General features: G+C 45.0%; 25 protein-coding genes. 14 read left to right on the forward strand and 11 right to left on the reverse strand.

The annotated features are described in order from the left end of the window. The first annotated feature begins 203 nt into the window (after positions 1-203). The gene (locus tag HQ865_RS08150; RefSeq protein ID WP_173414422.1) at positions 204-1,475 is read left to right on the forward strand and encodes a BamA/TamA family outer membrane protein; all 1,272 of its coding nucleotides are present in this window, start codon (positions 204-206) and stop codon (positions 1,473-1,475) included. A 683-nt stretch (positions 1,476-2,158) separates the two neighbouring features. Here HQ865_RS08150 and HQ865_RS08155 read toward each other — a convergent pair. Together HQ865_RS08155 and HQ865_RS08160 are read right to left on the reverse strand one after the other, a co-directional pair. Then, positions 2,159-2,497 (reverse strand): glycine zipper domain-containing protein, encoded by a 339-nt coding sequence (locus HQ865_RS08155; RefSeq protein ID WP_173414423.1) that lies wholly within the window; start codon positions 2,495-2,497, stop codon positions 2,159-2,161. Positions 2,498-2,569: 72 nt separating this feature from the next. Then, entirely contained in the window at positions 2,570-2,971 is a 402-nt protein-coding gene (locus HQ865_RS08160; RefSeq protein WP_173414424.1) for a hypothetical protein, read from the reverse strand. 119 nt (positions 2,972-3,090) lie between these two features. Between HQ865_RS08160 and HQ865_RS08165 the strand changes: the two genes are divergently transcribed. Further along, on the forward strand, positions 3,091-3,252 hold the full coding sequence (locus tag HQ865_RS08165; protein ID WP_173414425.1) for a hypothetical protein: 162 nt from the start codon (positions 3,091-3,093) through the stop codon (positions 3,250-3,252). Positions 3,253-3,280: 28 nt separating this feature from the next. Here the strand turns inward: HQ865_RS08165 and HQ865_RS08170 are convergent, their stop codons facing one another. Both HQ865_RS08170 and HQ865_RS08175 read right to left on the reverse strand, forming a co-directional pair. Next, complete coding sequence (locus HQ865_RS08170) at positions 3,281-3,784, reverse strand: hypothetical protein (RefSeq protein ID WP_173414426.1); 504 nt, start codon at positions 3,782-3,784, stop codon at positions 3,281-3,283. After that, complete coding sequence (locus tag HQ865_RS08175; RefSeq protein ID WP_173414427.1) at positions 3,781-4,242, reverse strand: sigma-70 family RNA polymerase sigma factor; 462 nt, start codon at positions 4,240-4,242, stop codon at positions 3,781-3,783. The genes HQ865_RS08170 and HQ865_RS08175 overlap by 4 nt, the downstream gene beginning before the upstream one ends. A 220-nt stretch (positions 4,243-4,462) precedes the next feature. Here HQ865_RS08175 and HQ865_RS08180 point away from each other — a divergent pair, with 220 nt between their 5' ends. Together HQ865_RS08180 and HQ865_RS08185 are read left to right on the forward strand one after the other, a co-directional pair. Beyond that, on the forward strand, positions 4,463-4,969 hold the full coding sequence (locus HQ865_RS08180) for a DUF892 family protein (RefSeq protein ID WP_173414428.1): 507 nt from the start codon (positions 4,463-4,465) through the stop codon (positions 4,967-4,969). A gap of 112 nt (positions 4,970-5,081) precedes the next feature. Then, positions 5,082-6,263: a BamA/TamA family outer membrane protein gene (locus HQ865_RS08185; protein WP_237073770.1), complete on the forward strand. Its 1,182-nt coding sequence runs from the start codon at positions 5,082-5,084 to the stop codon at positions 6,261-6,263. A 71-nt stretch (positions 6,264-6,334) separates the two neighbouring features. Here HQ865_RS08185 and HQ865_RS08190 read toward each other — a convergent pair whose 3' ends face one another. Then, positions 6,335-7,249, reverse strand: coding sequence for a DUF6263 family protein (locus HQ865_RS08190; protein ID WP_173414430.1), 915 nt, complete (start codon positions 7,247-7,249; stop codon positions 6,335-6,337). 392 nt (positions 7,250-7,641) lie between these two features. Between HQ865_RS08190 and HQ865_RS08195 the strand changes: the two genes are divergently transcribed. Further along, positions 7,642-9,486, forward strand: coding sequence for an SPFH domain-containing protein (locus tag HQ865_RS08195; RefSeq protein WP_173414431.1), 1,845 nt, complete (start codon positions 7,642-7,644; stop codon positions 9,484-9,486). A 234-nt stretch (positions 9,487-9,720) separates the two neighbouring features. Here the strand turns inward: HQ865_RS08195 and HQ865_RS08200 are convergent, their stop codons facing one another. Then, positions 9,721-10,011: a hypothetical protein gene (locus HQ865_RS08200; protein ID WP_173414432.1), complete on the reverse strand. Its 291-nt coding sequence runs from the start codon at positions 10,009-10,011 to the stop codon at positions 9,721-9,723. Between the two features lie 269 nt (positions 10,012-10,280). Here HQ865_RS08200 and HQ865_RS08205 point away from each other — a divergent pair, with 269 nt between their 5' ends. From HQ865_RS08205 to HQ865_RS08215, 3 genes are all read left to right on the forward strand, one after another. Further along, entirely contained in the window at positions 10,281-11,534 is a 1,254-nt protein-coding gene (locus HQ865_RS08205) for a DUF2130 domain-containing protein (RefSeq protein WP_173414433.1), read from the forward strand. A gap of 96 nt (positions 11,535-11,630) precedes the next feature. Further along, positions 11,631-11,858: a UPF0175 family protein gene (locus HQ865_RS08210; RefSeq protein WP_237073771.1), complete on the forward strand. Its 228-nt coding sequence runs from the start codon at positions 11,631-11,633 to the stop codon at positions 11,856-11,858. Next, positions 11,845-12,309, forward strand: a complete 465-nt coding sequence (locus HQ865_RS08215; RefSeq protein WP_173414435.1) for a DUF3368 domain-containing protein — start codon at positions 11,845-11,847, stop codon at positions 12,307-12,309. Before HQ865_RS08210 ends, HQ865_RS08215 begins: the two co-directional genes overlap by 14 nt. A gap of 40 nt (positions 12,310-12,349) precedes the next feature. Here the strand turns inward: HQ865_RS08215 and HQ865_RS08220 are convergent, their stop codons facing one another. Beyond that, positions 12,350-13,489 carry a putative sensor domain DACNV-containing protein gene (locus HQ865_RS08220; RefSeq protein WP_173414436.1) on the reverse strand — a complete coding sequence of 380 codons (1,140 nt, stop codon included), beginning with the start codon at positions 13,487-13,489 and terminating at the stop codon, positions 12,350-12,352. 122 nt (positions 13,490-13,611) lie between these two features. Between HQ865_RS08220 and HQ865_RS08225 the strand changes: the two genes are divergently transcribed. From HQ865_RS08225 to HQ865_RS08250, 6 genes are all read left to right on the forward strand, one after another. After that, entirely contained in the window at positions 13,612-14,010 is a 399-nt protein-coding gene (locus HQ865_RS08225) for a ribosomal maturation YjgA family protein (RefSeq protein WP_173414437.1), read from the forward strand. A 1-nt stretch (position 14,011) separates the two neighbouring features. Next, positions 14,012-14,767 (forward strand): oxygenase MpaB family protein, encoded by a 756-nt coding sequence (locus tag HQ865_RS08230; RefSeq protein WP_173414438.1) that lies wholly within the window; start codon positions 14,012-14,014, stop codon positions 14,765-14,767. A gap of 143 nt (positions 14,768-14,910) precedes the next feature. Continuing rightward, positions 14,911-15,705 carry a HipA family kinase gene (locus HQ865_RS08235; RefSeq protein ID WP_173414439.1) on the forward strand — a complete coding sequence of 265 codons (795 nt, stop codon included), beginning with the start codon at positions 14,911-14,913 and terminating at the stop codon, positions 15,703-15,705. Further along, complete coding sequence (locus HQ865_RS08240) at positions 15,683-16,066, forward strand: DUF3037 domain-containing protein (RefSeq protein WP_173414440.1); 384 nt, start codon at positions 15,683-15,685, stop codon at positions 16,064-16,066. Before HQ865_RS08235 ends, HQ865_RS08240 begins: the two co-directional genes overlap by 23 nt. Further along, complete coding sequence (locus HQ865_RS08245; protein WP_237073772.1) at positions 16,066-16,641, forward strand: Crp/Fnr family transcriptional regulator; 576 nt, start codon at positions 16,066-16,068, stop codon at positions 16,639-16,641. The genes HQ865_RS08240 and HQ865_RS08245 overlap by 1 nt, the downstream gene beginning before the upstream one ends. 25 nt (positions 16,642-16,666) lie before the next feature. After that, complete coding sequence (locus HQ865_RS08250) at positions 16,667-17,110, forward strand: SRPBCC family protein (RefSeq protein WP_173414441.1); 444 nt, start codon at positions 16,667-16,669, stop codon at positions 17,108-17,110. Positions 17,111-17,177: 67 nt separating this feature from the next. Here the strand turns inward: HQ865_RS08250 and HQ865_RS08255 are convergent, their stop codons facing one another. From HQ865_RS08255 to HQ865_RS08270, 4 genes are all read right to left on the reverse strand, one after another. Then, positions 17,178-17,519, reverse strand: a complete 342-nt coding sequence (locus HQ865_RS08255) for a hypothetical protein (protein WP_173414442.1) — start codon at positions 17,517-17,519, stop codon at positions 17,178-17,180. 203 nt (positions 17,520-17,722) lie between these two features. Then, positions 17,723-20,119 carry an ABC transporter permease gene (locus HQ865_RS08260; protein ID WP_173414443.1) on the reverse strand — a complete coding sequence of 799 codons (2,397 nt, stop codon included), beginning with the start codon at positions 20,117-20,119 and terminating at the stop codon, positions 17,723-17,725. 157 nt (positions 20,120-20,276) lie between these two features. Then, complete coding sequence (locus HQ865_RS08265; protein ID WP_173414444.1) at positions 20,277-21,470, reverse strand: hypothetical protein; 1,194 nt, start codon at positions 21,468-21,470, stop codon at positions 20,277-20,279. Between the two features lie 82 nt (positions 21,471-21,552). Continuing rightward, a complete protein-coding gene (locus HQ865_RS08270) occupies positions 21,553-24,093 on the reverse strand; it encodes a carboxypeptidase-like regulatory domain-containing protein (RefSeq protein WP_173414445.1) in 2,541 nt (846 codons plus the stop codon). Between the last annotated feature and the right edge of the window lie 104 nt (positions 24,094-24,197).

Genomic DNA, 24,197 nt, shown 5'->3' on the forward strand with positions numbered 1-24,197 from the left:
TAATGTGCCTGCCCTAATGGCACATTAAACAGATATAAAACCAAGTTAAACTCAATCCGAAAAAAAGAAAAATGCAAGCTTCGGCACGCCATGGTGCGTCAAATATTTTTGCCCGGTTGTATCTTAATCATACCCCATTAGAAAGCCTTTCCTGGTTTCCGGGCAAATTAATGTTTTATTGTTAATATAATCCCCGGTTTTACGTGAAAAAGGGCGTGGTGTTTTTGTTGCTTTTGGCCAGCTATATACAGGGGGCATGTGCCGGGCGCGATACCATTAAACGCGCCGGACTGAAAGATCAGACCGACCTGCTGGATGTAAAAGCCAGTCTGTTTCATAAAGAAACCAAGCTCGACACTTCCATCCTGAAGCTGCAAAAGCTGTTTATCCCATCATTTACCTATAACCCAAGTGCCGGGTTTGAGCTGGGCCTTACCCTGGCCGCGTTGAAGTTTTTAGGACACCCGGATAGTACCTCGCTTTCAAGTGGTGAAATAGAAGTGTCGGCATCAACCAAGGGACTGGCTTATATTAATTATAAACACAGCATCTACCTGCCTGAAAATAAATGGAGTTTGCAGGGTAACTGGCAGGTTGGGCGCACACTGGCTACAGATTATGGTGTAGGAACCGGGCAGTATAGTGAAAATGAAGACGGTAACCTCCCATCAAACAGTTATTTGCCGGGCAGCCCACCCAATGTATACAAACTGAAATATACTTCGGTTAGGTTTAGAGAAACTGCTTATAAAAAAATTACCGGGCACTTTTACACGGGCATTGGCTTAAATATTAATGCCTATACAGGTATTGACGAGGAAAGCCGCGATGACCTTACTACCCACAATTACCGGTATAGCGATCTTAACGGTTTTTTGCCCTGGCGATACCTGGCTAATTCGCTTTCCTTTAATTTACAGTATGATGACCGGGATCATCCTAATCAACCGTATAAAGGGATGTATGGCAATGTTGGGATCAAAACCAGCAAAAAGATACTGGGCAGTTCGGCCAACTCTACCCAATTGATGACAGAGTACCGCAAGTACTGGAGTTTATCGGCCGTAAATCCTCAGCATGTGCTGGCCTTTTGGCATTGGGGGAGTTATCTCTTAAGCGGCAAGATCCCTTATCTTGAACTGCCCGGCACCAGTGGTGATAATGATGGCCGCAGCGGCCGTGCTTATACTGTGGGGCGGTTTAAAGGATATTCCTTTTTTTATTCAGAGGCCGAATACAGGTTTCCCATACTGGCAAATAAGCTAATAAGCGGTGTGGCATTTATTAATGCCCAAACAGGCAGTAACCCTAACGCGCAGAAGCCTATAAAGTTGTTTCAGTATTGGGAACCAGGCACCGGTGCAGGATTAAGGATATTGTATAACAAATACTCACGGTCTAACATCTGTATCGACTATGGAGTAGGCAGATACGGCACCAGGGGGGTATTTATCAATCTAAATGAAGCTTTCTGAGTTAATCCACATCATCATCCTTGTTTTCATTCCTGGATCTTTTATCGGTTAAAACGTAATGACTGTCTTTGCACTTTGCGCAAAAATATTTTTTGACAGGTAAAAAGAACAGGAATTGCCTTACAAACCAACTGCGATGTAATTGAAAATGATAAGGTTGCCCACAATTTGGGCAATATTTACCGGAGTATATTCTAAAAATGGATGCCAAGGCAGAATTAAGTTTTAGCTAAATAAAATTTAAAGCTACAAAAAAAAAGAAAACTACAAATTCATTTTTACCGGCCCCACACATAAACTTTTTTATTACACTTAAAACACCGGTAACGTTTAACAGGCAACCAAAACAATATATTTTTAAATATATAACCACGTGGTATGCGTTGCTCCAACTTGTTTTTGCATTTACGACACAGCGGAGAATTGACGCTTTTAATATTACTTAGGGGGATTACCATAGCATACAAATTAAGGAAATTAATTTCATATAGCCATTGATAAATATATAATAATAATTTAGATAATATATAATAACAGATATCTAAAAAAGCGCTTTATTTGCTATAATAATGGAAAAAATTGTGGAAATTGTCAAGCAGGCGGTTATTGTTATCAAGCTAAATATTTAACCGGGCGGATCTTTTGATTTATTAATAATACCGCCCGGCCAAAACCTTTTATAATTAGTCGTGCTTTCTGATCACGGTTACATTTTTTGACGGATGTGTAATGGTATGGTGCCTGCGGTAGTAAGCCCGCTGCGCCGCGCGTTTTTTCTTGGCTACATGCCTGCGGTGCTCGTTACCAATAATATATCCGCCACCCGCGCCAATTGCGCCGCCGATAAGGGCGCCGCCAACACCATGGCCAACTATGCCGCCTACAACAGCGCCACCGGCACCGCCGATGATGGCGCCCTTAGCCTGGCCGCTCATTTTCTTTTTTTCCTGTGCAACGGAATGGGTTGTATCGGCAACTAATACAGCAAGCAATATGCTGCAACTTAAAAATATCTTTTTCATTGGTTAGCTGTTTTTTTTGTTTAGTGTACTAAAACAAATACCAGGCCAATAAATTAAACTTAGGGGTGCGGGCTATTTTTTAACAGCAGTTACACGCGAGCCATCTTTATCAAGCGTTTCGAATACGATATTTTTATCATCAAGTTTTGAAACCCAAAAAGGGAATGTGCGGGTTTTACCATCGGGCAATTGCTCGGTATAATTTATATTATCACCCGCTACTACAAAAGTGCCGTGCGATAATACTTTGCCGCCCCATTGTATCACAAGCTGTTTTTCTGCTGAAAAACTGATCTCTGGTTTCTGTTCTTCCAGGTCCATCGCGCTGACAGTATCGGCAGCGTCGCCCCTTGGTTTATCAACTTTTATATACTTCCAGTTGCCGTAAAGGGCTTCGGGTTTTATACTGTGTTTACAGGCTGTGGCAAGCAATAACAATCCGCCGCAAAAAAATAAAAGTGTTTTCTTTATCATACAAAAAGGTATAAAAAGCGATGATTTTAGTTGACGCTGATAAACATACTCAAAAATAATATAAACCATAATTGTACGCAGGTGTTAAAACAGTAACCGTAAGGAAAATTAACAGCACAATGAATACAGACCAGGTAAATCCCGCGCCAAAAAAAGTTGACCAGGCAGAAGAGTTAAAAACCGAAGGGCCGATCAGCGAAAAAGATGAAGTTAAAGCTGCCGAGCGCAAAACTGCCAAGCTACACAAAAAAGCAGCGCGATCTGCAAAAGGTGGAAAGTGATTTGACGTGTAGAATAAAAACTAATATTTTATCTACGCGCTTTTATCTCAGTTTTTAACTCCTGTATTTGTTGCTGCGCTTGCCTGTTCTCCAGGTAAAAATAAATAGCCGCGGCTAAAAATAACTTGCCTAATATAAATACAGCGGCAAACACCCACTTCCAGTTTTTGTGGATACGCATGTGGCTGCTTTCGGCCTCTATATCAATATACTGGGGAGGCGTGTTACCACGGCGTGATGAAGTGCGTGTTGGCTCTTCTTCTTCTATAAAAGCTTTGGGCGATGTTTTTTCACGAAGAATGATATCGTCAATTTCCGCTTCAATTTTGCCCCATACGGTTGGCGGCGGCGGAATGGCCATTGTGGCGGCCAGCATTTCCATATCAACCTCCAACTGGTATAAAGCTTCGTGCACTTCGGGATAAGTCTGTTTCAACCGCAATACTTCGCGCTCTTCATCAGCCGTAACCGAACCGGTTACATACGCTTCCAGAATACCACTATTTATATACTGTTGTATTTGTACGTTCATGCGGCCCTCCTTATTGCGGCGAATGCCTGTTGCAGGATCTTTTTTATGGCTTGCTCAGTCCGGTTTAGCTCGCGGGCTAATGCGCTGATGCTTTTACCGTTATAATGAACATTGCAAAAAATAAACTGTTCCTCCTCACTCATCCGTTCTAAAAACTTATTTGGCATGGCCGGTAAATGCGCTTTTTTATCAGCAGGATCGCATGCCGGTATGGTCGCGAAAAAATCGGCCAGTACTTTGCGGGTCAGTAACAAAAGGCGTTGATAGGTATTCGTGCCAGGCTGCATTACATCGTGCAGGTGTTGTGGCAATTCCTTAAAAACTGCTACAAGGTACTCCTCCGCTATATTTTTATCTTTTACTACCTCAAAAATATAGCCAAGTAGCAAGCCCGCATACTCATCGTATATGGCCCGTGTGGCTGAAGCAGTGTTGGTTATAGAAATATGCTGGCTCAAAACCTAATGGCTATGGGTGCTGTCAATTAGTTTAAATCGGTTATAAAAATAAATAAAAAATACTTAGATGTAATTACTTTCAAGTTAAAAAAATATTGAATGTTGAAAAATGTAATTTAACCATATTGATTTTTAAAAAAACAAAAAGATAGTACGGCTGCTTTTGTTTTAAAATACCCCGTTTGTAATGATAATAAGACAAAATCTACCCAAAGCAATAATGCGCGTTTATAACGGCGATTTAAAGCTGGATGAAGCCGCGCTAAGGAAATTGTTTCTGCGTCAGCTGGATAACGTTTACTGTATCAAAAAGCATTTGGTAAAAATATTGCCATCCCTGGCCGATAAGGCCTCATTCCCCGACCTGAAAAACGCCATACTGGAAAATGCCGATCAGATAAAGTTGCAGCTGTTGCGTATGGATGTCATCTATAAAATCTATAACGCAACTTATAAAGATCAAAAATGCATTGGGGTAAAAACCCTGTCGCTTGAAGCTTATGTGGCCTCAAGGATTGAAAAACAACTACCTGTTGAGCGTGACCTGGCCCTGCTGATACATTTGCAAATAACCGAAAGCGTTGAAATGGCCTATTTTAATGTGCTGAAAAATATTGCCGCCAGCCTAAACAATAACGAGGTTGAGACCTTATTACAGCAGAATTTTGAAACAGCTGTAAGCAGTATGAAACTTTACGAGTTGATAGCTAAGGAATACATTGCATAAGCCTGTAAGCTTATTGTGGACAAAGGATCTTTAAATTATATTGGTAGACTGATAACATGCATAAGCAAGGTGCGTTTAATTTGATATGGTGAAGGCGTTGTTAGTCCTGTTTTTGTGTTACTTACCATTCACCTTGCTGGCGCAGGACGTGATACAAACTGCCAAATATGTAGACACAACCGGCCAAACCGACCTGATAGATCTTGGCCGCAGCTTGTTCAGCATTAAAGGCAAGCGCATGAAAAATAAGGAAGGGAAGAATATTTACTTCTCATTCCTGCCCATATCATCGGCAGTACCGGGTGGGGGTAAAGCGCTCATCACATCAACCACCGCAGGCTTTTACCTTGGCCCGCGCGATAGTACTTTTCTGTCAAGCGCTACATTCGCGCCATACTTTAACTTTAACGGTAGGTTTGGGATCCCGCTCCGCTCATCGCTATGGCTGAAAAACAATGGCTGGAATATACAGGGCGATACCCGCTTTTTGGTATATCCGCAATATACCTGGGGGCTGGGCGGCAATCAATCTGAAGATAATAAGATACTGGTGAACTATAAATATATCCGCTTTAACCAGGCGGCATTAAAACGGGTTACCAATTTCCTGTATGCCGGTATCGGGTACGATCTGGATTACCACATCGATATCTCGGCCGAAGAGACTAACCGGATCCGTAGCTTTACCGGTTACCAATACGGCGCCGCTAACGATAACAATTCCTTTTCATCAGGCGCGACGCTTAACCTGCTGTATGATACCCGTAACAACCCCTTCAACCCCATGCCTGGGTGTTACCTGAATGTGGTTTACCGGTATAATTCGCGAATGCTGGGCAGCCAGGATAGCTGGAAATCGCTGTATGTAGACGCGCGTAAATACATATCGCTAAGTAACGAACGCAAAAAGAATGTGCTGGCCCTGTGGGGATATTACTGGACCACCTTAAACGCCGGTACCCCTTACCTCGATCTGCCCAGTGTTGGCTGGGACCCATACAACCGCTCGGGCAGGGGGATGGATCAAAACCGTTACCGGGGGCAAGGCCTGATCTATCTTGAAACAGAATACCGCCGCGATATCACCCGTAACGGCTTGTTTGGCTATGTGCTGTTTGCCAGCGCCACATCGGTTACCGAGGCTGCCGGGCGCAACTTTAAATATATTAATCCTGCCGCAGGGGCGGGCCTGCGTATTAAATTCAACAAAGGATCGGACACCAACATCGCTATCGATTACGGCTTCAGCAAAGGGTATAATACGTTTATACTAAGTTTGGGTGAAACGTTTTAGTTGTTGGCCAAAATGCCGCAGGCATTTTTTATGCGTACTATCTAATGACCAATGACAGCGTAGCGAAATGACTAATGAACATCCGTTATCACCACTTCGCTTTTCATAACAGTGGGTATTACCATGCCGCCCGGTACCGTTGGGTTGTCCTTAATTTCGGTAGTGCCGCCAATGTTTTGTAAAATACTGGCCTGCTTCACCCAGCCGGTTACTGTATCCACCACAATATCAGCCGAACGGCTGCCCTCCATATTGTATTTTAACGGGATCCCGTTTGTTACGATAAATTCATCGCGGTTTAAATAAGTGATGGTGGAGTTAACGTGGATCTGGTTAAAAGTAGGGGTGATGTCGCGCAATTCGGCAATGGAGTGTACATTGGCCGGCCGGCTGCTTTCCAATTGGGTATCGCTTATCCAAAAGGCATTTTTCCTGACAGGTACCGACGGAAAGATAACCGTCCCCATCTCAAAATTGCTGCGAAAGGCCCGTTCGCCGAAGGATTGCTCCATCATACTTTTTATTTGAGCCCGCTCTTCGGCAGATAATTGCGGGAATTGTTTAATGGCCCTGTCAATTGCCGTGCTGATGGGCGCCAGCGCCTGCAAATTGCCGTTGCGGGTAATTACCACGGCTATTGGCTGGTTGCGCAGGGCAGCTAATACTTTTGAAGTTGCATCAATGCCGTTTGAATTATACTGGATAGTTCCCTGCGGCAGATCCATTTTAAGCGAAAGGTTTTCGTAGCGCATCTCCATTTCATATAAGCTATCGCGAATGTTCATCACCTTAAAGGCAATGCGGCTGGTAATGGTAGTGCCTTGTTGGGTTTTTTGCCCGTTTACTGTTTGCACTACAGTTGCCGTGGCTGTGGTTAAATTATAATAAGTATTGCCCTTAACCAGGTTCAGCGCCAGTTTAACGTACTGGGCGTGGCAGTTTACCGAAGCGATTATTAACAGGAGTATGCCGAAGCTTTTCTTCATGCGCAATGTTAGGAATAATGTTTTGATGAGTAAAACGCTTGTTATCGGAGTTTCAATATGAATGGCTCGATATTTTGGCTAAAGCCCGTAATATTCGATGATATCCCCCCATAAATGGGACGGCAATGAATTAAACGAATAGCTAACCAGTCCTGATTTTCATTGCCGTTGGCTTTAGCCAACGGATAGCTAACAATTTAAGCATAGGCTTTAGCCCAACATCTGTATCTTAAAAATATTTCTCAAAATTCCTGTAACATTCCGGTAACGCCTACATCTTAATAACGATTTCATAGCTGAGGTACTACAAATAAATGCTATGATCATCGTTCCCGATCCGCACCTTAAGGATCACGCATAAAAAAATTCTAAACAATTAATTTCTAAAAAAAATGAATGATTTCATGTTCCACCTGTGGTGGATTGTGCCCGTTGTGGTACTGGTGTTGCTGTACAAAAGTGTATTGCGCGTGTTTTTTGGTATGATCATCGTTCCCGATGACCGTATTGGCCTGGTAGTTAAAAAGTTTACCCTTTACGGGGATACCCGTATGCCCGACGGCCGTATCATCGCCACCAAGGGCGAGGCCGGTATGCAGGCCAAACCGCTGGCCCCGGGCTTGTACTGGCGTATGTGGCCATGGCAATACGCCATCACCATGGAAGCCTTTACCATTGTTCCGCAGGATAAGCTGGGACTGGTAAAAGCTAAGGACGGCTCGCCGATGGATATAGGCCGTGTATTGGGTAAACCAGTAGCCTGCGATAAATTCCAGGACGCCCAGGCCTTCCTTGAAAACCATGGGCAAAAAGGCCCGCAGGCCGCGTTCTTAACCCCGGGTAGTTACCGTATCAACACCTTTTTGTTTGATATTGTAATGGTACCTATTACCCAGGTGCACGAAAATAAAGTGGGTATCGTCACCACGCTGGATGGCGAGCCTTTGGAAAAAGGCGAAATTGCCGGCGGTCCGGTTGCTGGTCACCGTAACTACCAGGACCCGATGGCCTTCATTACCGCGGGCGGTAAAAAAGGCTTGCAGGAGGATGTGATCCTGGCCGGTACGTATTATCTGAACCCATGGTTTGTAACTGTGGAACAGGTAGAGATGATGCACATTTCTATCGGTTTCGTAGGCGTGGTCAATTCCTTCGTTGGTCCTGAGGGTAAAGATACCAGCGGTATGGCCTTTAAACATGGTAACATTGTTGCCAAGGGCGAAAAAGGTGTGTGGAATGATCCGCTTGACCCCGGTAAACACCCGGTAAACATTTATACCCACACGGTAGAGGTTGTTCCGACCACCAACATCGTGCTGAACTGGGCAAACAGCCGCACCGAATCGCACGAACTGGATAAGAACCTGTGTACCATCAGCGTTCGTTCATCAGATGGTTTTACCTTCAATTTGGACGTATCGCAGATCATCCACATCCCGCATAACGAGGCCCCTAAGGTGATAGCCCGTTTCGGTAATATGAAAAACCTGGTATCGCAGGTGCTGGAGCCCACTATCGCCAACTACTTCCGTAACTCGGCACAAAAAAGTGGTGTGATAGAGTTCTTAACCAACCGTTCGCAGCGCCAGGAGGATGCCAAGAACCAGATCAGCGAAGTGTTGAGCGCTTATAACGTGGAAGGCGTGGATACGCTGATAGGTGACATTGTGCCACCCGAAGCGCTGATGAAAACCCTTACCGACCGTAAAATAGCCGAAGAGGAAAAAATGACCTACGAGATACAGCGTAACGCCCAAATAGAGCGTAAGGAGTTCGAGAGCGCCAAAGCCGGTGCCGATATGCAGCCCGAGGTTGTAAAATCAACCCGCCAGGTGGAGATCAACACCCAGATGGCTGCCGCAAAGGTAGCCAGCGCCAAAGGTGATGCCGAATCGAAGACCATTAACGCCAAGGCCGATGCCGAGGTGCAAACCATTAACTCTAAAGCCAACGCTTTGGCCACCGAGGTTAACGGTAGCGCCGAAGCCGGTAAAATTAAGGCCATAGGTTTGGCCGAAGCCGAGGTGACCAAACAAAAGACCGAAGCGATGGGTACCGAACAATACGCCATTGTGCGTGTAGCCGAAGCCCTGGCACAAAACGGTGTGAAACTGGTTCCTGAAATATTGGTGAGCGGTCAAAACGGCGGCGGCAACGGCATTATCGATGCCTTGATCGGTACCGAACTTTTCAAGAAATTGAAAGAGGAAAACGATAAAAAGCCATTGGCCGAATAAGTTTAGTTTTTGTGATTGTTAACCCCTTGCCGCAGCAATGCGGTGAGGGGTTTTTCTATGTCGAATGTCATCCCGAACTTGTTTCGGGATCCCACATGGATGGTTATCCGAATTGCTTTTCAGATGGGATGCCGAAACAAGTTCGGCATGACTAAAAATTCAAAATAACAAAAAAAAACGGCTCCATCGCGGGGCCGTCTCACTTTAAACTAACTTAAACTATTAACTGAATTATTAACTGATGAGAGCTAATTCCTTTGATACAGGTTTATGCGAGCTCCACAGCACGGTAACCTTTACGCTGCTGCTATGCTCTTTCGCGGCTTCTAAAAAATTTCTTCCGGCCATATCGCGGCAATCCTGCTCCAGCATTTGCCGGTTAAAGGTGCCGTACCAAACATTGTTCAGTTTATCACCCGGGTTGCTGAGGCGAAACCAGTTGCGCTGGTTCAGCCATTTTTGTATGCTTTTAGCTTGATCTTCGGTTGCCCCGGGGAAATCGGCGCATACCATTACGTGGTTCATATTTGTGTTTTTATAGGTTAAATACATCGTTCCAGGTTGTTTTTAATGTATCCCTGCTTTAATACAGCACACCGCGCTTGGTATGCCATATTAAATTTGGTAGATGCAGGATCTGTAAGGCATTCAAGTCAAATAGCGACATCCGATTTTGCCCGCCTTAATTGTTTACAAAGAAAAAGCTTTACCGATGCGGATTTAACCGTGTTTTAACGGTATTTTTGGGGAATTTAGCGGTCGGCTAAGTTGATAAACAAGAGCAAATAATTTTCATGGCAACAGACGTAAAATGCCCATCGTGCGGTTCAAATTTCCAGTTGGAGGAAATAATGGCCGAAGAATATAAAAAGGACCTGCGCGCAAAGCTGCAGGAGTACACTGCTAAAAAAGAGCAGGAATATAAGCTGAAGCTGAACGAGTTTGAACTGAAAGAGCAGCAGCAGCAATTGCTGTTTGAGCAGCGCCTGCAAAACGAGAAAAAGGCGCTACAGCAAAATCTTGAACAAAACCTTCGTAAGTCTATCTCGTCTGATTTTGAAAATCAATTGCTGATGCTGCAAAAGGGCAAAGAGGATGCGGACGAGAAATTGAAGGCATCGCGCCAAAAAGAACTGGAGTTTTTGCAAAAGGAGCAAGCTTTGCAACAAAAGGAAGAGGAGCTGCAACTGGAAATGCAGCGCAAGCTACAGGAGCAGCGCGAAAACCTGGCACAAGAGATTCGGAAGCAGGAGGAACAGAAAGCTCAGTTGAAAGAGACTGACCATATGATGCAGATAGCCGAGCTTAAAAAACAGTTAGATGATCAGAAAAAGCTTGCCGAGGAAATGAAGCGTAAGGCTGAGCAAGGGTCGATGCAACTTCAAGGCGAGGTTCAGGAATTGATATTAGAGGAATTGCTTCGTAATTCTTTTCCGTTTGATGTAGTAACAGAAGTTGGCAAAGGTGTTCGTGGTGCTGATTGCATACAGACAGTACGAAATCAATTTGGGCAAGAATGTGGTCGTATTATATATGAAAGCAAAAGGACCAAAGATTTTGGGGGAGATTGGATTGAAAAATTAAAAAAAGATATGCGCGCCAACGGTGTAGACGTTGCTGTTATTGTAACTCAATGCTATCCAAAAGGTATGAATTGTTTTGGTGAGAAAGATGGAGTTTGGATATGCTCATTTGATGAAGCTAAGGCCGTTGCTTCTGTATTACGCGATGGAGTTATCCGGTTATATAATGCTACGCGATCACAAGAGAACAAAGGAGATAAAATGCATATGCTGTATGATTATCTTACGGGCGTTGAGTTTTCAGAGCAATGGAAGGCTATTGTTGAAGGCTATATGGGTATGAAAAATTCTATTCAGATCGAACGCAATGCGATGGAAAAGATGTGGAAGGCGCGAGAAAAGCAACTGGAGAAAGTACTGCTTAATGCAAACTATATTAAAGGATCTGTTGAAGGTATCGCGGGCAAAGATTCAATCCATTTAAGTTTGACGGATGATGCGGATGACGCGTTGTTATTGGAATAGGACCGCTGATTTTCGTTGATTGATTTGATTCTGCTGAGCAAAACAGCATGATAATTGATTTATAAGATTTTATAAGTATCTTTAGTTATGACTACGATGACATTACAGGTTCCGGAAGCGCTTGAAAAAGAACATGATGAGACCGTCCGTTTCCTTGCTGCAAAACTTTATGAAGCCGGAAAGTTGAGATTAGGCCAGGCTGCAGAAATGTGCGGGATGAGAAAATGGGATTTTGCCGAAATATTGATCAATTACGGAATACATTATTTTGAAGCAAGCGTTCTTGCCGACCTCGAAGATTTAAAAAAGGGTGCAGCTAAATAAAGTAGTTGTCACTGACAGCAGTTGTTTTATCCTGTTTGATAAAATAAACGCACTAAACATTCTTAATGATTTATTTGGGATTGTTTTAACCACTCCGGAAGTTGCGGCTGAATATGGTTCCCCGCTACCCGAATGGGTAATCATACAAAAAGTAGATGATTTTAACTTGCAACAAAAATTTTATCAGCATGTCGATAAAGGCGAAGCGAGTGCAATCGCTCTTGCATGCGAGGTTCATCCAGACTTTTTAATATTGGATGATTTAGAAGCACGTAAATTTGCTGCCAAATTAGGATTGCCGGTAAAAGGATCGGCTGGAGTTTTGGTGCAGGCTAAACAAAATGGCATAATAGCAACTGTTAAACCCTATTTAGACTTAATGCAACAAACCAATTTTAGAATTGCATCATCCGTTATAGAAACTGTTTTAAAAGAAGCTGGAGAGTATTGATTTATCAACTAAATCAAACAAATCAGCGAAAATCAGCGGTCTACATCAACAATATATCAATCCTGTGCGCATGCACCATATTCAGCGCGTTCGACCAGGCGAATAGTGTAAAATGCCCGTCCTGCGATGCTACCATGGCCTGTGCATCCCGCTGATCGTATACAAATTGGGCGGCTGCTAAGTGCCGGGTACCGCCATTTTGTGCCGGGTGCATGTATTTGGGTACCGAATCGGTAACCGGTTCGGTTACGATCATCTGATCTACCGGTACACTTACTTCGGCGCGGGTGATCTTGGCGCCAAAGGCCAGCAATTCATTATCACGATTGATCACCGTGGCGCCGTCTACAGCGGTAAACCCGCCAATGATATCTATCGCGTTTCGTAACGATTGCTTCCACTCCATGTTACGTTGATCCTTTTCAACCGTCAACAGGGCTGATATGGTAGAATAAGCCGGTTCTACAGGGTAGGAGATGGGATGAATTACAGAATGGTGCCAGTTGGTAGATCCGGTAGGAACGATCATCACCAGGCCACCTCGATTGTGCGCCCGCATGGCCGTAGCCAGTTCAACCAGTATATTAAATGATCCGCCCGGTGCCGATGGCAGGGGCATGTCCAGTAATGATTCAATCAGTTCCGGGCAGTTATCAAGGCTGATGTTCTGCTCGTCAACCATTTTTATTTCGTCGCCCCGCAATACGCAAATGTTCACAAACTTACCGAAACCATCCGTACGGCGATGCTTGATCACCAGCAGGCCAGGCTCCACCACTTCCAGTACAAAGCAAATGCCGGGTATCTGGTGCGTAGTTCCCCAAATATTCAGCGAATCGCCATCGTACCAAACACCTATGTGCAACCCGGGCTGCTCAACAGCAGGGGCCAGTTTGGTAAGGTTATGTGGGGTAAGACGTAGCTTATGCTCAAATATCAGGGGTTTAACTGCCTGATCGGGATGTAAAAAAGCGATGGATATTTTCGGTGGGTGCCCTTCCTCACGGCGCAGACTTGCCCAAAAGGCAATGTCAATTACAGATTCTATTACCGATACCGATGGTACAAAGGCCAGGTCCTGCTCGCCCAACTGGCGCGCAACCTCTACATGGCGCAGTAAGTGGGCCTCAATTTTAGTGGCCACCATGCGGGCAGCCAGGTACGATGGTTCGGATAACATAAGGTAGCAATTTATACAAAGTAAACCATCTGAAAAGATATAGGCGGTATGATAAATGTAAAAAAATCTGTTGTGCGTATCAATTATTTAGATAACTTTGTAATTCAAAGTACTTTTATAAAATGAAATTAAAATTTTCAGTTCGTTATTTTATCCTGACCATTCTGCTGTTTCTAACAGAGGTATTTATCGGCATGTACGTGGACGACGCCATTATCCGACCTTATGGTGGCGATTTCCTGGTGGTGATCCTGATCTACTGTTTTGTGAAAAGTTTTTTAGATACGCCGGTTATTCAAACGGCTATTGGCGTGCTGCTTTTTTCATACTTAATAGAGGTATCGCAATACTTTCATCTGGTCGACCTGATTGGCCTCGGTAACTCGCGCATAGCGGTTGTGATGATGGGCAACTATTTCGCCTGGACAGATATGCTTGCCTACACACTTGGCATAGTTACTGTGATAATAATAGAGCAACAGCGCATTAAACGGAATATTAATAAAGCATACACCAATTAACATGGCAACTTTTGTAACATCTGATCATATCGTACGGAAAATATGGGGCAGGGCAGATACCGTGCTGTTTATCTTCGCCGCTTCGGCAGCAGAGTTTGCAGTAAATAAAGCAGTTGATTGGCTTTATTTTACCGGTAAACTACCATCCGACCCACTGGGGCGATTGTTCTCAACCGTGACCTATGCCCGGCACATCATTTTTTCAGATCATGACGATGCCATCCGGGCTATCGATAAAATTACAGCCATCCATCATGGTGTAGAACAAGCCCGCGGCGCACAAATCCCTGATTGGGCTTATCGCGATGTTTTGTTTATGCTGATAGACCATTCCATCCGGGCTTTCGAATTATTAGACCGCAAGCTCACTATGAAGGAAAAGGCCGATGTATTTGATGTGTTTTATCGTGTAGGCGTACAAATGAAACTGACAGGTTTACCTGTTAGTTACCTGCAATGGGAAATGATGCGCAACCATCAGCTAAACCAGGATACCATCAGCAGCGAGTTTACCATCAATTTGTATAAACAATATAAAAAACACCTTGGCCGTATCCGTTTTTTTATTTTAAAGCAGGTGCAAATTATGATGGTACCCGAACGGGTGCGGAAACTGCTGCGCTTACGTCGTATTCCTGTATTGCTGCCAGCCTTGTTGTTTTACAAATTATTCAGGCGGATGAAGCTGGAGGGCCTGCTGAAGAATGCTCTGCTACCCGTGGAATACAAAGCGCAGATTATGGCTTTGGATGTTTAAGAATTTAACCACAAAGGACACAAAGATTTTGCACAAAGGGCGCGAAGAAATTTCTTATAAAATATTCTTTGTGCCCTTGGTGTTTCTCTGCTTTGCGCCCTTTGTGGTTAAATCATCACTAATCCTGCTATATTTGCCCTACCATGAATGTCAGCCCGCCGCAATTACGCACCGTAAATGTTACCCGCTACGTTACGCCCCTGCGCGAGGGCGGCTCGTTGCCTGCCATTGCCGAGGCTGATGATGGTTTTCTGTACGTTATCAAGTTCCGTGGGGCAGGGCAGGGCGTAAAGGCGTTAATTGCCGAACTGATAGGTGGCGAGATCGCCCGTAAAATTGGCTTCAAGATCCCGGAAATTGTATTTGCCAACCTCGATACCGCCTTTGGCCGCACCGAACCGGATGAAGAAATACAGGACCTGCTAAAAGCCAGCGTGGGCCTTAATTTGGCTTTGCATTACCTGTCGGGGGCTATCACGTTCGATAGGTCTGTTACGGTGGTTGAACCCATGCTGGCATCAAAAATTGTGTGGATGGATTGCCTGCTGACCAATGTAGACCGTACACCCCGTAACACCAATATGCTTACCTGGCACCGCGAGTTGTGGTTGATAGACCATGGCGCGGCCTTATATTTCCATCATTCCTGGTATAACTGGGAAGAACAGGCCAAACGTCCGTTTGTGCAGGTGAAGGATCATGTTTTGCTGCCTTATGCTACTGAGCTGGAAGCTGTGGATCCCGAATTAAAAGCCATTATCACCCCCGAAGTTATCCGTGGAATAGTTGGTTTAATTCCCGATGAATGGATTGCTACCGAATGGCAGGAAACGCCGGACGAGGTGAGAGATATTTACGCCCGTTTTTTGGAAACACGTATCGCGTCATCGCACATATTTTTAAATGAAGCACAACATGCCAGAGCAGCACTTATTTGAGTACGCCGTTATCCGCGTTGTGCCCAGGGTAGAGCGCGAGGAGTTTATAAACGTAGGCGTAATTGTTTTCTGCGCCAAGCAAAAGTTTTTACAGGCCACCTATGCCTTAAACCAGGCCCGTATGCAATGCTTTGGCACGCTGCCCGATATGGAAGAACTGCGCGAGCACCTCTGCATGTTCGAATACATTTGTACCGGCAGCCCGCAGGGCGGCCCCATCGCTTTGCTTGATGCAGCATCGCGCTTCCGCTGGTTAACGGCTACCCGCAGTACGGTTGTGCAATGCTCAAAGGTTCACCCTGGTTTGTGTACTGACCCGGCCGAAACACTGGCTAAACTACATCAGCAATTGGTATTATAATGATGTATCCCGAGATCTTAGCACACATTAAACGCTACATTAAGCTAAGCCCCGAACAGGAGGAGTTGATTTGCAGCAGGCTGGAACTTAAGAAGTTTAAAAAGAAGCAATATGTGTTAGAAACCGGAAAAATTTGCGCCGGCAATTACTTTGTGATAAAAGGGGTATTACGGCAATACTACGTTAACAGCAAGCTGAACGAACAGATCATACAGTTTGGCCTTGAAAGCTGGTGGATAGCCGATCAGGACAGCCTGCTGAACCACGCGCCGGCTACAACCTATATCCAAACCATCGAAGCCTGCGATCTGCTGCTGCTTACCGAAAAGGACCGCATCTATTTGTGCGAACAGATCCCTCAACTGGAAACCTATTTCCGCATCATGATGCAAAAGGCTTTCATAGCGGCGCAAAGGCGTATCGGCTTCATTTTTAATCAAAGCGACGAGGAACGGTACCGGTTTTTTGTAAGCCTGTTCCCTGGCTTTGTACAGCGGGTGCCGCAATATATGCTGGCATCGTACCTGGGCTTTACACCGCAGTTTTTAAGCCGGCTAAGGGCCAAAAAAGTTTGACAGGTAATTTTTATAATCGGCAAACATGAAGGGTATCAAATTCACCGAGCAGATCATCATCCATAGCGATAGCGAAACGGTATTTGACTATACACAGGATTATGCCAATCGCCTTAAATGGGATGTGTTTTTAAAACGTGCCGAACTGATTGATGGCGCGATAAAAGCGGATAAAGGAGCAAAAGCTTATTGCGTGGCTAAAAATGGATTAGGTATGGTAACGGAGTATGTAAGCTTTAACCGCCCCAAAGTAACTGCTATAAAGATGACCAAGGGCCCGTTCATGTTCCAATCATTTGCCGGTTCGTGGACCTTTAGAGAAGTAAACACAACGGAAACCGAAGTGATATTTGTTTACTCATTTCAGCTTCGTTTCCCGTTTAACCTGGTAATTCCGTTTATCAGATCCAACCTGCAAAATAATGTAAAGCAGCGCCTGGTTAATTTAAAGCAGCATATCGAACAATAGCGCCCTTAAGCGATAAACCCCGGCACCAGGCCAGGGTTATCACATTATAAAAAATCACTCAATTAAACTACTTCGTTGTTTTTTCGGGCTTGGCGGCAGCCACTTTAGCTACGGCTGGTTTGGCGGCTGGTGCTTTTACAACAGGTTTTTTCTCTGCTGCTACCGCCGGTGCAGCAGGGGCCTGGGTTTCTTTGGCCTTTGCAGGTTCAGCAGCCTTAGGGAATGTTAATTCTTTAGCTAATTGCTTGGCCAGTTTTTTGGCACCCTTGGCTATTTCTTTTTTTAGTTTTTTTGATGCCGGGCCAAATTCTGCAGTCAGTGTGTTAAGGTGTGCGGTTAAGCTAACTTCAATTTTAACTCTTGCTATCTTTTTTGCCGATTTTGCTATTTCTGGTTTCTTTTTGTCCATAGGAATTGTTGAATTTGACACAAAAGTAGGATAACTTAATGTTATATTAATATTATCTTTATGTTAAGTGTCATGTATTGACTTAACACAAAACCTGCTTATATATCTATAATTGAGGTAATTACGAAAGTTTCAATTGTTTCCATTTTGCTTCTGATACTTTCGCTCAAAATATTGACCTTGCAGGCAGTTCGATAGTCAAATTAATTGTCCCTCAAACTATTCACCGGGTTAGCCAATGCCGCTTTAACCGAGCGTATACTGATGGTAATACAAGCGATTGTTATAGCGCTAACGCCCGATAACCCAAATACCCACCAGTTTATTTCAACGCGATAAGCAAAATTTTGCAGCCAGGTATGCATCAGCCACCAGGCAAAGGGGCTGCTGATCAGCATAGCGACGAGGATCAGCCTGATGAAATCCTTCGTCAGTAAGGTAACAATACCCATTACCGATGCGCCCAACACTTTGCGGATGCCGATCTCTTTTATGCGCTGCACCGTTACCAGCGATATCAGCCCCAATAGGCCCAGGCAACTGATAAAGATGGCCACCATTGTGCCGGCTTTGATGAGTTTGTTGATCATCATTTCCTTTTGATACAGGTCGGCTATTTGCTTATCCACAAAATGATATTCAAACACATATTGCGGGAAAACCCGGCGGTAAGTTTGCTTAATAGCGTCTATCAAATCTAATTGATGACCGCCAGCAATTTTAATAGCTGCATAACGGTAATAATCGGGCTGGGCGGCAATTAGTAAAGGTTGCACAGGCTGATACAGGGCAAGGCTGTTAAAATCCTTCACAACGCCCACAATAGTACCTTGTTTATCGCTGAAATCGCCGGCGGTTAAACTGCGGCCGATGGCTTCCTGCGGGCTTTTTATCTTCAGTTTGGCCAATAATTGCTGGTTGATGATAAACTGCGCCTTAGGGTTGATAGATGATATGGGATGCCCGGCCAAAAGCTTCAGTTTAAAGGTACTGATGTATTGCTCATCGCCAATTATACTGTTCACACTAAAATTTTCCCAGTCCTTGCCATTGTAACGTACCGAACCGCCTTTATTAGTGAAATCAGCAGGCGCACTATAACAGTAGCTTACATTTTTAACGGCCGGATTGCTGTTCAGTTGATTACGCAGGTAATCCAGCGCGTTCAGATCGGTATTGTGGATGGGCACCAGTATCACCGCGTCTTTATTAAAGCCCATATCGGCGTTAATAAGCATTTTAACCTGCAGGGTAATGATCAGCGCGCAAACAATCAGCACTTGCGCTATTACGTTCTGTAGCACGATCAGTCCATCGCGCGAAAACCTGCGGCTCCCATTACTTTGGCCAACCATGTTTTTCAGGGCGTTGGCAGGCTTAAACCTGCTTAAAATAACAGCCGGGTAAAAGCCTGCAACCAATATGAGCAGCAACAGCAATACCGGCAGGAACACAAATACGCCGCCGCTGATAGATAGGGGCAACTGTAGCCAGTTATTCAGCACCGGTAAAAACAACATTACCGTTAATAAGGCCAGTAATGTTGCCGCAATAGCAACATAAGCCGTTTCGGCCATAAACTGCCAAAAAATCCCGGCCGGGCTGCTGCCCAATACTTTGCGGGTGCCGATCTCCTTAGCGCGGGTAAGGCTTTGCGCCGTAGCCATATTTATAAAGTTTACACCCGCTATCAGCAATAAAGCTAAACCAACCAAGGCTAAAACGGCCAGTAAAGGCTTTGCGATAGTGCCGCTGTAGCGGCTGTTAAAATGGATATCGGATAGTGGCTGCAGGTGAAACTGGTAAACATCCACATCGCCCTTATAAAACTTTTGGCGGATGCTGTTGATACTATTGTTGACCTGCGCCCCGGCTTGCGCGTTGTTTAGTAAAACAAATACGTTGGTTTTCGATGAAATAAAGCGCCAGTCGGTATTGATGGGTTTGTCCAGATCGGGATAAACGTCTTTTAACGATGCCAGCGAGATGAACAGATCGGCACGGATATCGGTATTTTTCACGTTATCCTGTATCACGCCGGTAATGGTAATATTGGTTTTATCGTCCAGCCTGATGGTGCGGCCAATGGCATCGTCGGTATTGAAATATTTTTTAGCTAAACCTGCTGTTATCACGGCGTTGCCCGGGGCCGATAAAGCATTACCGGCATTGCCGTGCAGCCAGTTATAAGTGAATATATCAAACAGGTCGTTATTGGTAAAGGCGATGTTTTCGTTCTCGTAATACAGATCCGCTTTAGTCTGATCGTCCGGTTTTACCGCGACCGTAAAGCTTCGCTTCTTCAACAACACGGCTTCTTTAACAATAGCCGGGTTTTGCTGCTGAAGCGTTTTTCCTAAAATAATGGGCGACCCCTGGTCGTAAAAAACTGTGCCATCGCCAATGTGCAGATCGTTCACAATGCGATATGTGCGTTTGGCATTATTGTGGTAGGTGTCGAAACTTAAATGGAACGATATGAAGATAAACAGAATGATTGCGCAGCCTATGCCCATAGCCAGGCCAAGCACATTAATGGCGGAATAAAAACGTTGCTTATAAAAGTTGCGCCAGGCTATTTTCAGGTAATTGCGTATCATGATGCGATGTTTGGTTTGTCAACGCAAAATAGCCAATACTGATGGCTTAAATAACTACCTGTCAGCTTTTAACAAAACTTTAACTATTAGCAGTAATGCCTGTTTTACGTAGAGATGCTTCGTGCCTCAATGACATTGTGGAAAGAGGTGATCCTCGTTACGAACTTTGCTTATACTTTACGTCAATCAAGTGATTTGGCTTTAAATAAATAAAATCATTTTTAAGATCAAGCAGCATATTAAAGCGCTTCAGCAAATCATTTCCTAAAAAGTTGAGTTCGTAACCCGCGGGGTTTATCTTGCTGCTTAAAATAAGGGCAGGGACGTTGCCGAGCGGGAAGTTATTGATAGTATAAGATGGTGTAAGCACCACATTGCTTTGAAAAGTACGATTTTGCGGATCGCTGAACGTCATCGATTTGATCAGTTTTAACCGATCCACTGGCAAGTGTTGTTTACCCACCCAGCCGCTATCAACAATCATCGCCGTTTCCGAACCCGTATCCATAGAGAAGTTGCCGGTGTATACTTTACCATCTATCTTAAAACTGCCCCGCACCAGGGCGTTAGAGCGGTTGAAGATCAGTTTAGAGCGCTGATAACCTTTGGGTATCTTTGCTAAATTATTGTGGATAATGATCAGGCTTTTATCGTAATCCAGTTCTATGGTTTTACCCTCAAACAAGTTCCAGGCAAAGCGGCCGTCCATCTCATGGGCAGTGCTTCCGGTGGTTGATACCGGCGGATCGGTAAACACAACCTGGCCCATTTGCAAGCGGGTAACCTTAGCCATTTTATTAAAATTTGGCGTTACCTTACCTGCAATCGCATCGGGTTGGGTTACCAGTAAATGCGTCTTTTTCAAAATCGCGTCGCGCGTCAGGTGCACATCAAACGAACTAAGATCCAAGTGCAGCATCAGCGTGTCGGTATTATTGATAACCGCCTTTACCGCAATGGCATCATGAGTGGTCAGCGTAAAGGGAATGGTATCGTGAGTAGCTGCAACGTTTTTGAACTTATCTTCGGGCGGTATGGCGCTGGCGACCTGTGTAAAGCAGGAATCCTTGCCGTTCAGCAATATCACAAAATTATAGCGGGTGCCGGGCTTTACCTGTACACGGATGGAATCGATATCGGTGTAAAACGTTACGTACTTGGCTTCGCGGGTGCGGTCGGCAGTAAATACATCAGGCCTTGCGGACGGCGTCAGGGTCCACGAGTTTTTATTTAGAAATTCTCCGTCCTTTACAGATACGCTTTTAGCGGTAGCCCTGATAACCGGTAATTTGCTTTGTGCAAAAAGAGTGTGAGCGAATAGTATGGGCAGGTATAGGAAGAGGCGTTTCATTCCCCTAAGTTAGGATAATTATTGTTTTTGATCCATTACTAAAAGTAAACAGGCGGGGTATTTGCCCCGCCTGTTTATAAATTTATTTCACACTATAGGTTTTTACACCACTCATTGGGTCGCCCTTGCCGCTAACGCCCTGTACTACAACACGTATGTTGGTTTTAGGGTCGGCGTTGTAAAAGGTAACTGTGGCTTGTCCGTTGGCATCTGTCCGTATGATAGGCTCCCAATGGATGGTGTTGCGCATATCGGGTTTAGACGCGTTGATGGCTGTGCTGGTATGCAGCGGTTTGTAGAAATCGCGGGCTTCGTAATAACCGGGCAAGGTGGTGCCGGTAAGGCCGGCACCGTTAAGTTCCATCGCGCCGGGTTTCAAAGTAAGCAATATCACAAAAAGATTTTCGGGGGGAGGGATCCGGCCATTTGATACCACACCAACACCCATAATGTTTGTACCTGCTCCGGAAGCTATTTTAGGTGGTTTTAACCCGGCCAGCATCCGCCTGATCACCACTTTCTCAACTGCGGTCATAGGCAAGCTAAGGTAGTTGTTGGAGAAATGAGCCATTACATCTTCATCATCGTCATCGGTAAAAAAAGCCTCTTTATTGTCGACAATGAAACGCGGCTTGTAATTTTTACCATCGGCAAAAAATACGATCTGGTCGGGGTAATCTGTTGGTTGCGGGATAGGTTTGGCCTGTTTGGACGCGTATAAAATATAATCGTGCAGGGTGTTAAATTTCATATCGGCAGCAGTAACCGTTAACACTTCATCGGGAAAGCCACTGCTTACGGCTGTCTGGTCGCGTAATACAATATTACGGCTCGCTTTAATTTTAACTTCCTTCAGGTTGGTTACGCTATCCAGTTTTTTATTGGCCACTGCACGTTTGCCAAGTTCGGCAGTAAGGTTAGCAGAAATGTCTGTGGTTTCATTAAGGCCGCTTTTATTTATGGGCAGGCTGTTTTTAGATAACGAATCGATCTGTAAAATGCCGTTTGATTCGCCCTTGTCGTTACGCGAGGTGAGGGTAACGCGCTGCTGTCCGTACAAGGGGATGTTATCAAAGTAATAGTTGCCCGCTTCGTTGGTTTTTGTTACAAACACTTTTTGCCCGGTTGCTTTGGCATTACGCATGGTAATATTGGCTCCTGCGATAACTTTTTTTCCGTTCTGGTCTTTCACATTGCCCGATACTGTAAAGCCTTGTTCGGGCAGGTAGGATATTTTGATAGCGGTGTCGGCCAGTCTTTTCCATATCAAATTGCGCCAGCCCTGGGTTAACAGCAGCATATCCAACTGGCGCGCGCGGTTAACATTGGTGGTATCAAAATAACGCTCGATATGTTCTATTTTACCTCGTACTTCCGAGCCTAAGGTCATATAAGCCATAATATCATCCACGGCCGAATGATCTACTCCGGCATCAATGGCGGCCAGCGAGAAGTTGCCCTGTACCGGCTTATGGTCGGCCCCGGTGGTTTTAACAGTAACCGTTACTTTTTCGCGCGATCTATAAACCTGCTTTTCGGTACTAACCGCCACTTTAGCGCTGTGGTTAGGATGACTTACATAGAACAGCCTTTCGCAATTTGGTTTATGCTGATCATCGTACAGCGTAATGGCGGTGATACCCTCCGGCAGGATGCTTTCCGGTACCTTCACCAGGGCCTGGTTATCCGTTAATTGTATCTGCGGACTTGCATACGCTACACCGGCATGCTTTACCGATAAGGTTAAAGGCTTGCCGGCGAAAGTTGCTGATGCCGCGTTGTTGCAGCTAATGGTGATATAAATGAGCGTATCGCGTTTAGCTACCTTTAAAGACAGGCCGCTGCCCAGCGCGTCGGGCAGGGCGGCTTGTACAGCTTGCCCTTTGTATTTTAAACTGGTATGATATTTTTGTCCGGCAACCGGCACTATCGCGAACAGGCCCATCCCCAAACTATCGCAGGCAAAGCGGGCTATCGTATCTCCCGTTGCAGATAATACGGGACCGCTAACCGCGATGCCCTTACCGCTTGCATCTTCGGCCTTTACACCCACAATAGCGCTGATATCATTAACCAGCGAGCCTCCCTCGGGGAAGAAGCGGATGATTGGCGCGCCACTTGCGGATTGCGCGCCCTGTGATGCGGCGGCAACTGTTTTGGGTGAGTTGCTTCCAATTGACGCTCCTTTTCCCTGCGCGGCACTACCGGTAATGGTAATGCTTTTTTCGAAGATGAAGTTATCGCCAAAATTGCGCATCCAGTTGGTATAGGCCCTTAGCCGGTAGGTACCGGGTGCCAAACGTGCGGGCAAGGGGATATCGCCCTTGCCCAGGCCATTAGTTAATTGCAGGGTTTCACTGTACACCATGGTATCGGCTGGTGCTATCAACTCTATATGCAGATTTTTACTGGTGCCGATCAGGTGGTTATCCTGCGCATTCACCACATAGGCCCTCAGCCAGATATCCTCGCCCTCGTTATAAATATTGCGGTCGGTATGGATAAAAGTCTTTTCAAAAAATAGTTTGATAGGGGCTGGTGTTTGTGGCGTGGTTTGTGCCGCGGCCCGTAAACTGCAAACAACAGCCACGCAGGTGATTAGCCGGATGGTAAGGTTTTTCATTTGGTTGATGGTTATAATTGTTAGGGGTATGTGTTTATACAAATCTGCTAAACATTTAGCTTGATTTGTATACTTCAGGATAGGACAGGATAGTTGGGCGATGG

Source organism: Mucilaginibacter mali (assembly GCF_013283875.1).
GTDB lineage: Bacteria > Bacteroidota > Bacteroidia > Sphingobacteriales > Sphingobacteriaceae > Mucilaginibacter > Mucilaginibacter mali.

Excerpts from the sequence above, each read along its gene's own strand:
- HQ865_RS08155 (WP_173414423.1), bottom strand. The coding sequence starts at position 2,497 with ATGAAAAAGATATTTTTAAGTTGCAGCATATTGCTTGCTGTATTAGTT.
- HQ865_RS08160 (WP_173414424.1), bottom strand. The coding sequence starts at position 2,971 with ATGATAAAGAAAACACTTTTATTTTTTTGCGGCGGATTGTTATTGCTT.
- HQ865_RS08165 (WP_173414425.1), top strand. The coding sequence starts at position 3,091 with ATGAATACAGACCAGGTAAATCCCGCGCCAAAAAAAGTTGACCAGGCA.
- HQ865_RS08170 (WP_173414426.1), bottom strand. The coding sequence starts at position 3,784 with ATGAACGTACAAATACAACAGTATATAAATAGTGGTATTCTGGAAGCG.
- HQ865_RS08180 (WP_173414428.1), top strand. The coding sequence starts at position 4,463 with ATGCGCGTTTATAACGGCGATTTAAAGCTGGATGAAGCCGCGCTAAGG.
- HQ865_RS08190 (WP_173414430.1), bottom strand. The coding sequence starts at position 7,249 with ATGAAGAAAAGCTTCGGCATACTCCTGTTAATAATCGCTTCGGTAAAC.
- HQ865_RS08195 (WP_173414431.1), top strand. The coding sequence starts at position 7,642 with ATGAATGATTTCATGTTCCACCTGTGGTGGATTGTGCCCGTTGTGGTA.
- HQ865_RS08200 (WP_173414432.1), bottom strand. The coding sequence starts at position 10,011 with ATGAACCACGTAATGGTATGCGCCGATTTCCCCGGGGCAACCGAAGAT.
- HQ865_RS08205 (WP_173414433.1), top strand. The coding sequence starts at position 10,281 with ATGGCAACAGACGTAAAATGCCCATCGTGCGGTTCAAATTTCCAGTTG.
- HQ865_RS08210 (WP_237073771.1), top strand. The coding sequence starts at position 11,631 with ATGACATTACAGGTTCCGGAAGCGCTTGAAAAAGAACATGATGAGACC.
- HQ865_RS08220 (WP_173414436.1), bottom strand. The coding sequence starts at position 13,489 with ATGTTATCCGAACCATCGTACCTGGCTGCCCGCATGGTGGCCACTAAA.
- HQ865_RS08225 (WP_173414437.1), top strand. The coding sequence starts at position 13,612 with ATGAAATTAAAATTTTCAGTTCGTTATTTTATCCTGACCATTCTGCTG.
- HQ865_RS08230 (WP_173414438.1), top strand. The coding sequence starts at position 14,012 with ATGGCAACTTTTGTAACATCTGATCATATCGTACGGAAAATATGGGGC.
- HQ865_RS08235 (WP_173414439.1), top strand. The coding sequence starts at position 14,911 with ATGAATGTCAGCCCGCCGCAATTACGCACCGTAAATGTTACCCGCTAC.
- HQ865_RS08240 (WP_173414440.1), top strand. The coding sequence starts at position 15,683 with ATGCCAGAGCAGCACTTATTTGAGTACGCCGTTATCCGCGTTGTGCCC.
- HQ865_RS08245 (WP_237073772.1), top strand. The coding sequence starts at position 16,066 with ATGATGTATCCCGAGATCTTAGCACACATTAAACGCTACATTAAGCTA.
- HQ865_RS08250 (WP_173414441.1), top strand. The coding sequence starts at position 16,667 with ATGAAGGGTATCAAATTCACCGAGCAGATCATCATCCATAGCGATAGC.
- HQ865_RS08255 (WP_173414442.1), bottom strand. The coding sequence starts at position 17,519 with ATGGACAAAAAGAAACCAGAAATAGCAAAATCGGCAAAAAAGATAGCA.
- HQ865_RS08260 (WP_173414443.1), bottom strand. The coding sequence starts at position 20,119 with ATGATACGCAATTACCTGAAAATAGCCTGGCGCAACTTTTATAAGCAA.
- HQ865_RS08265 (WP_173414444.1), bottom strand. The coding sequence starts at position 21,470 with ATGAAACGCCTCTTCCTATACCTGCCCATACTATTCGCTCACACTCTT.
- HQ865_RS08270 (WP_173414445.1), bottom strand. The coding sequence starts at position 24,093 with ATGAAAAACCTTACCATCCGGCTAATCACCTGCGTGGCTGTTGTTTGC.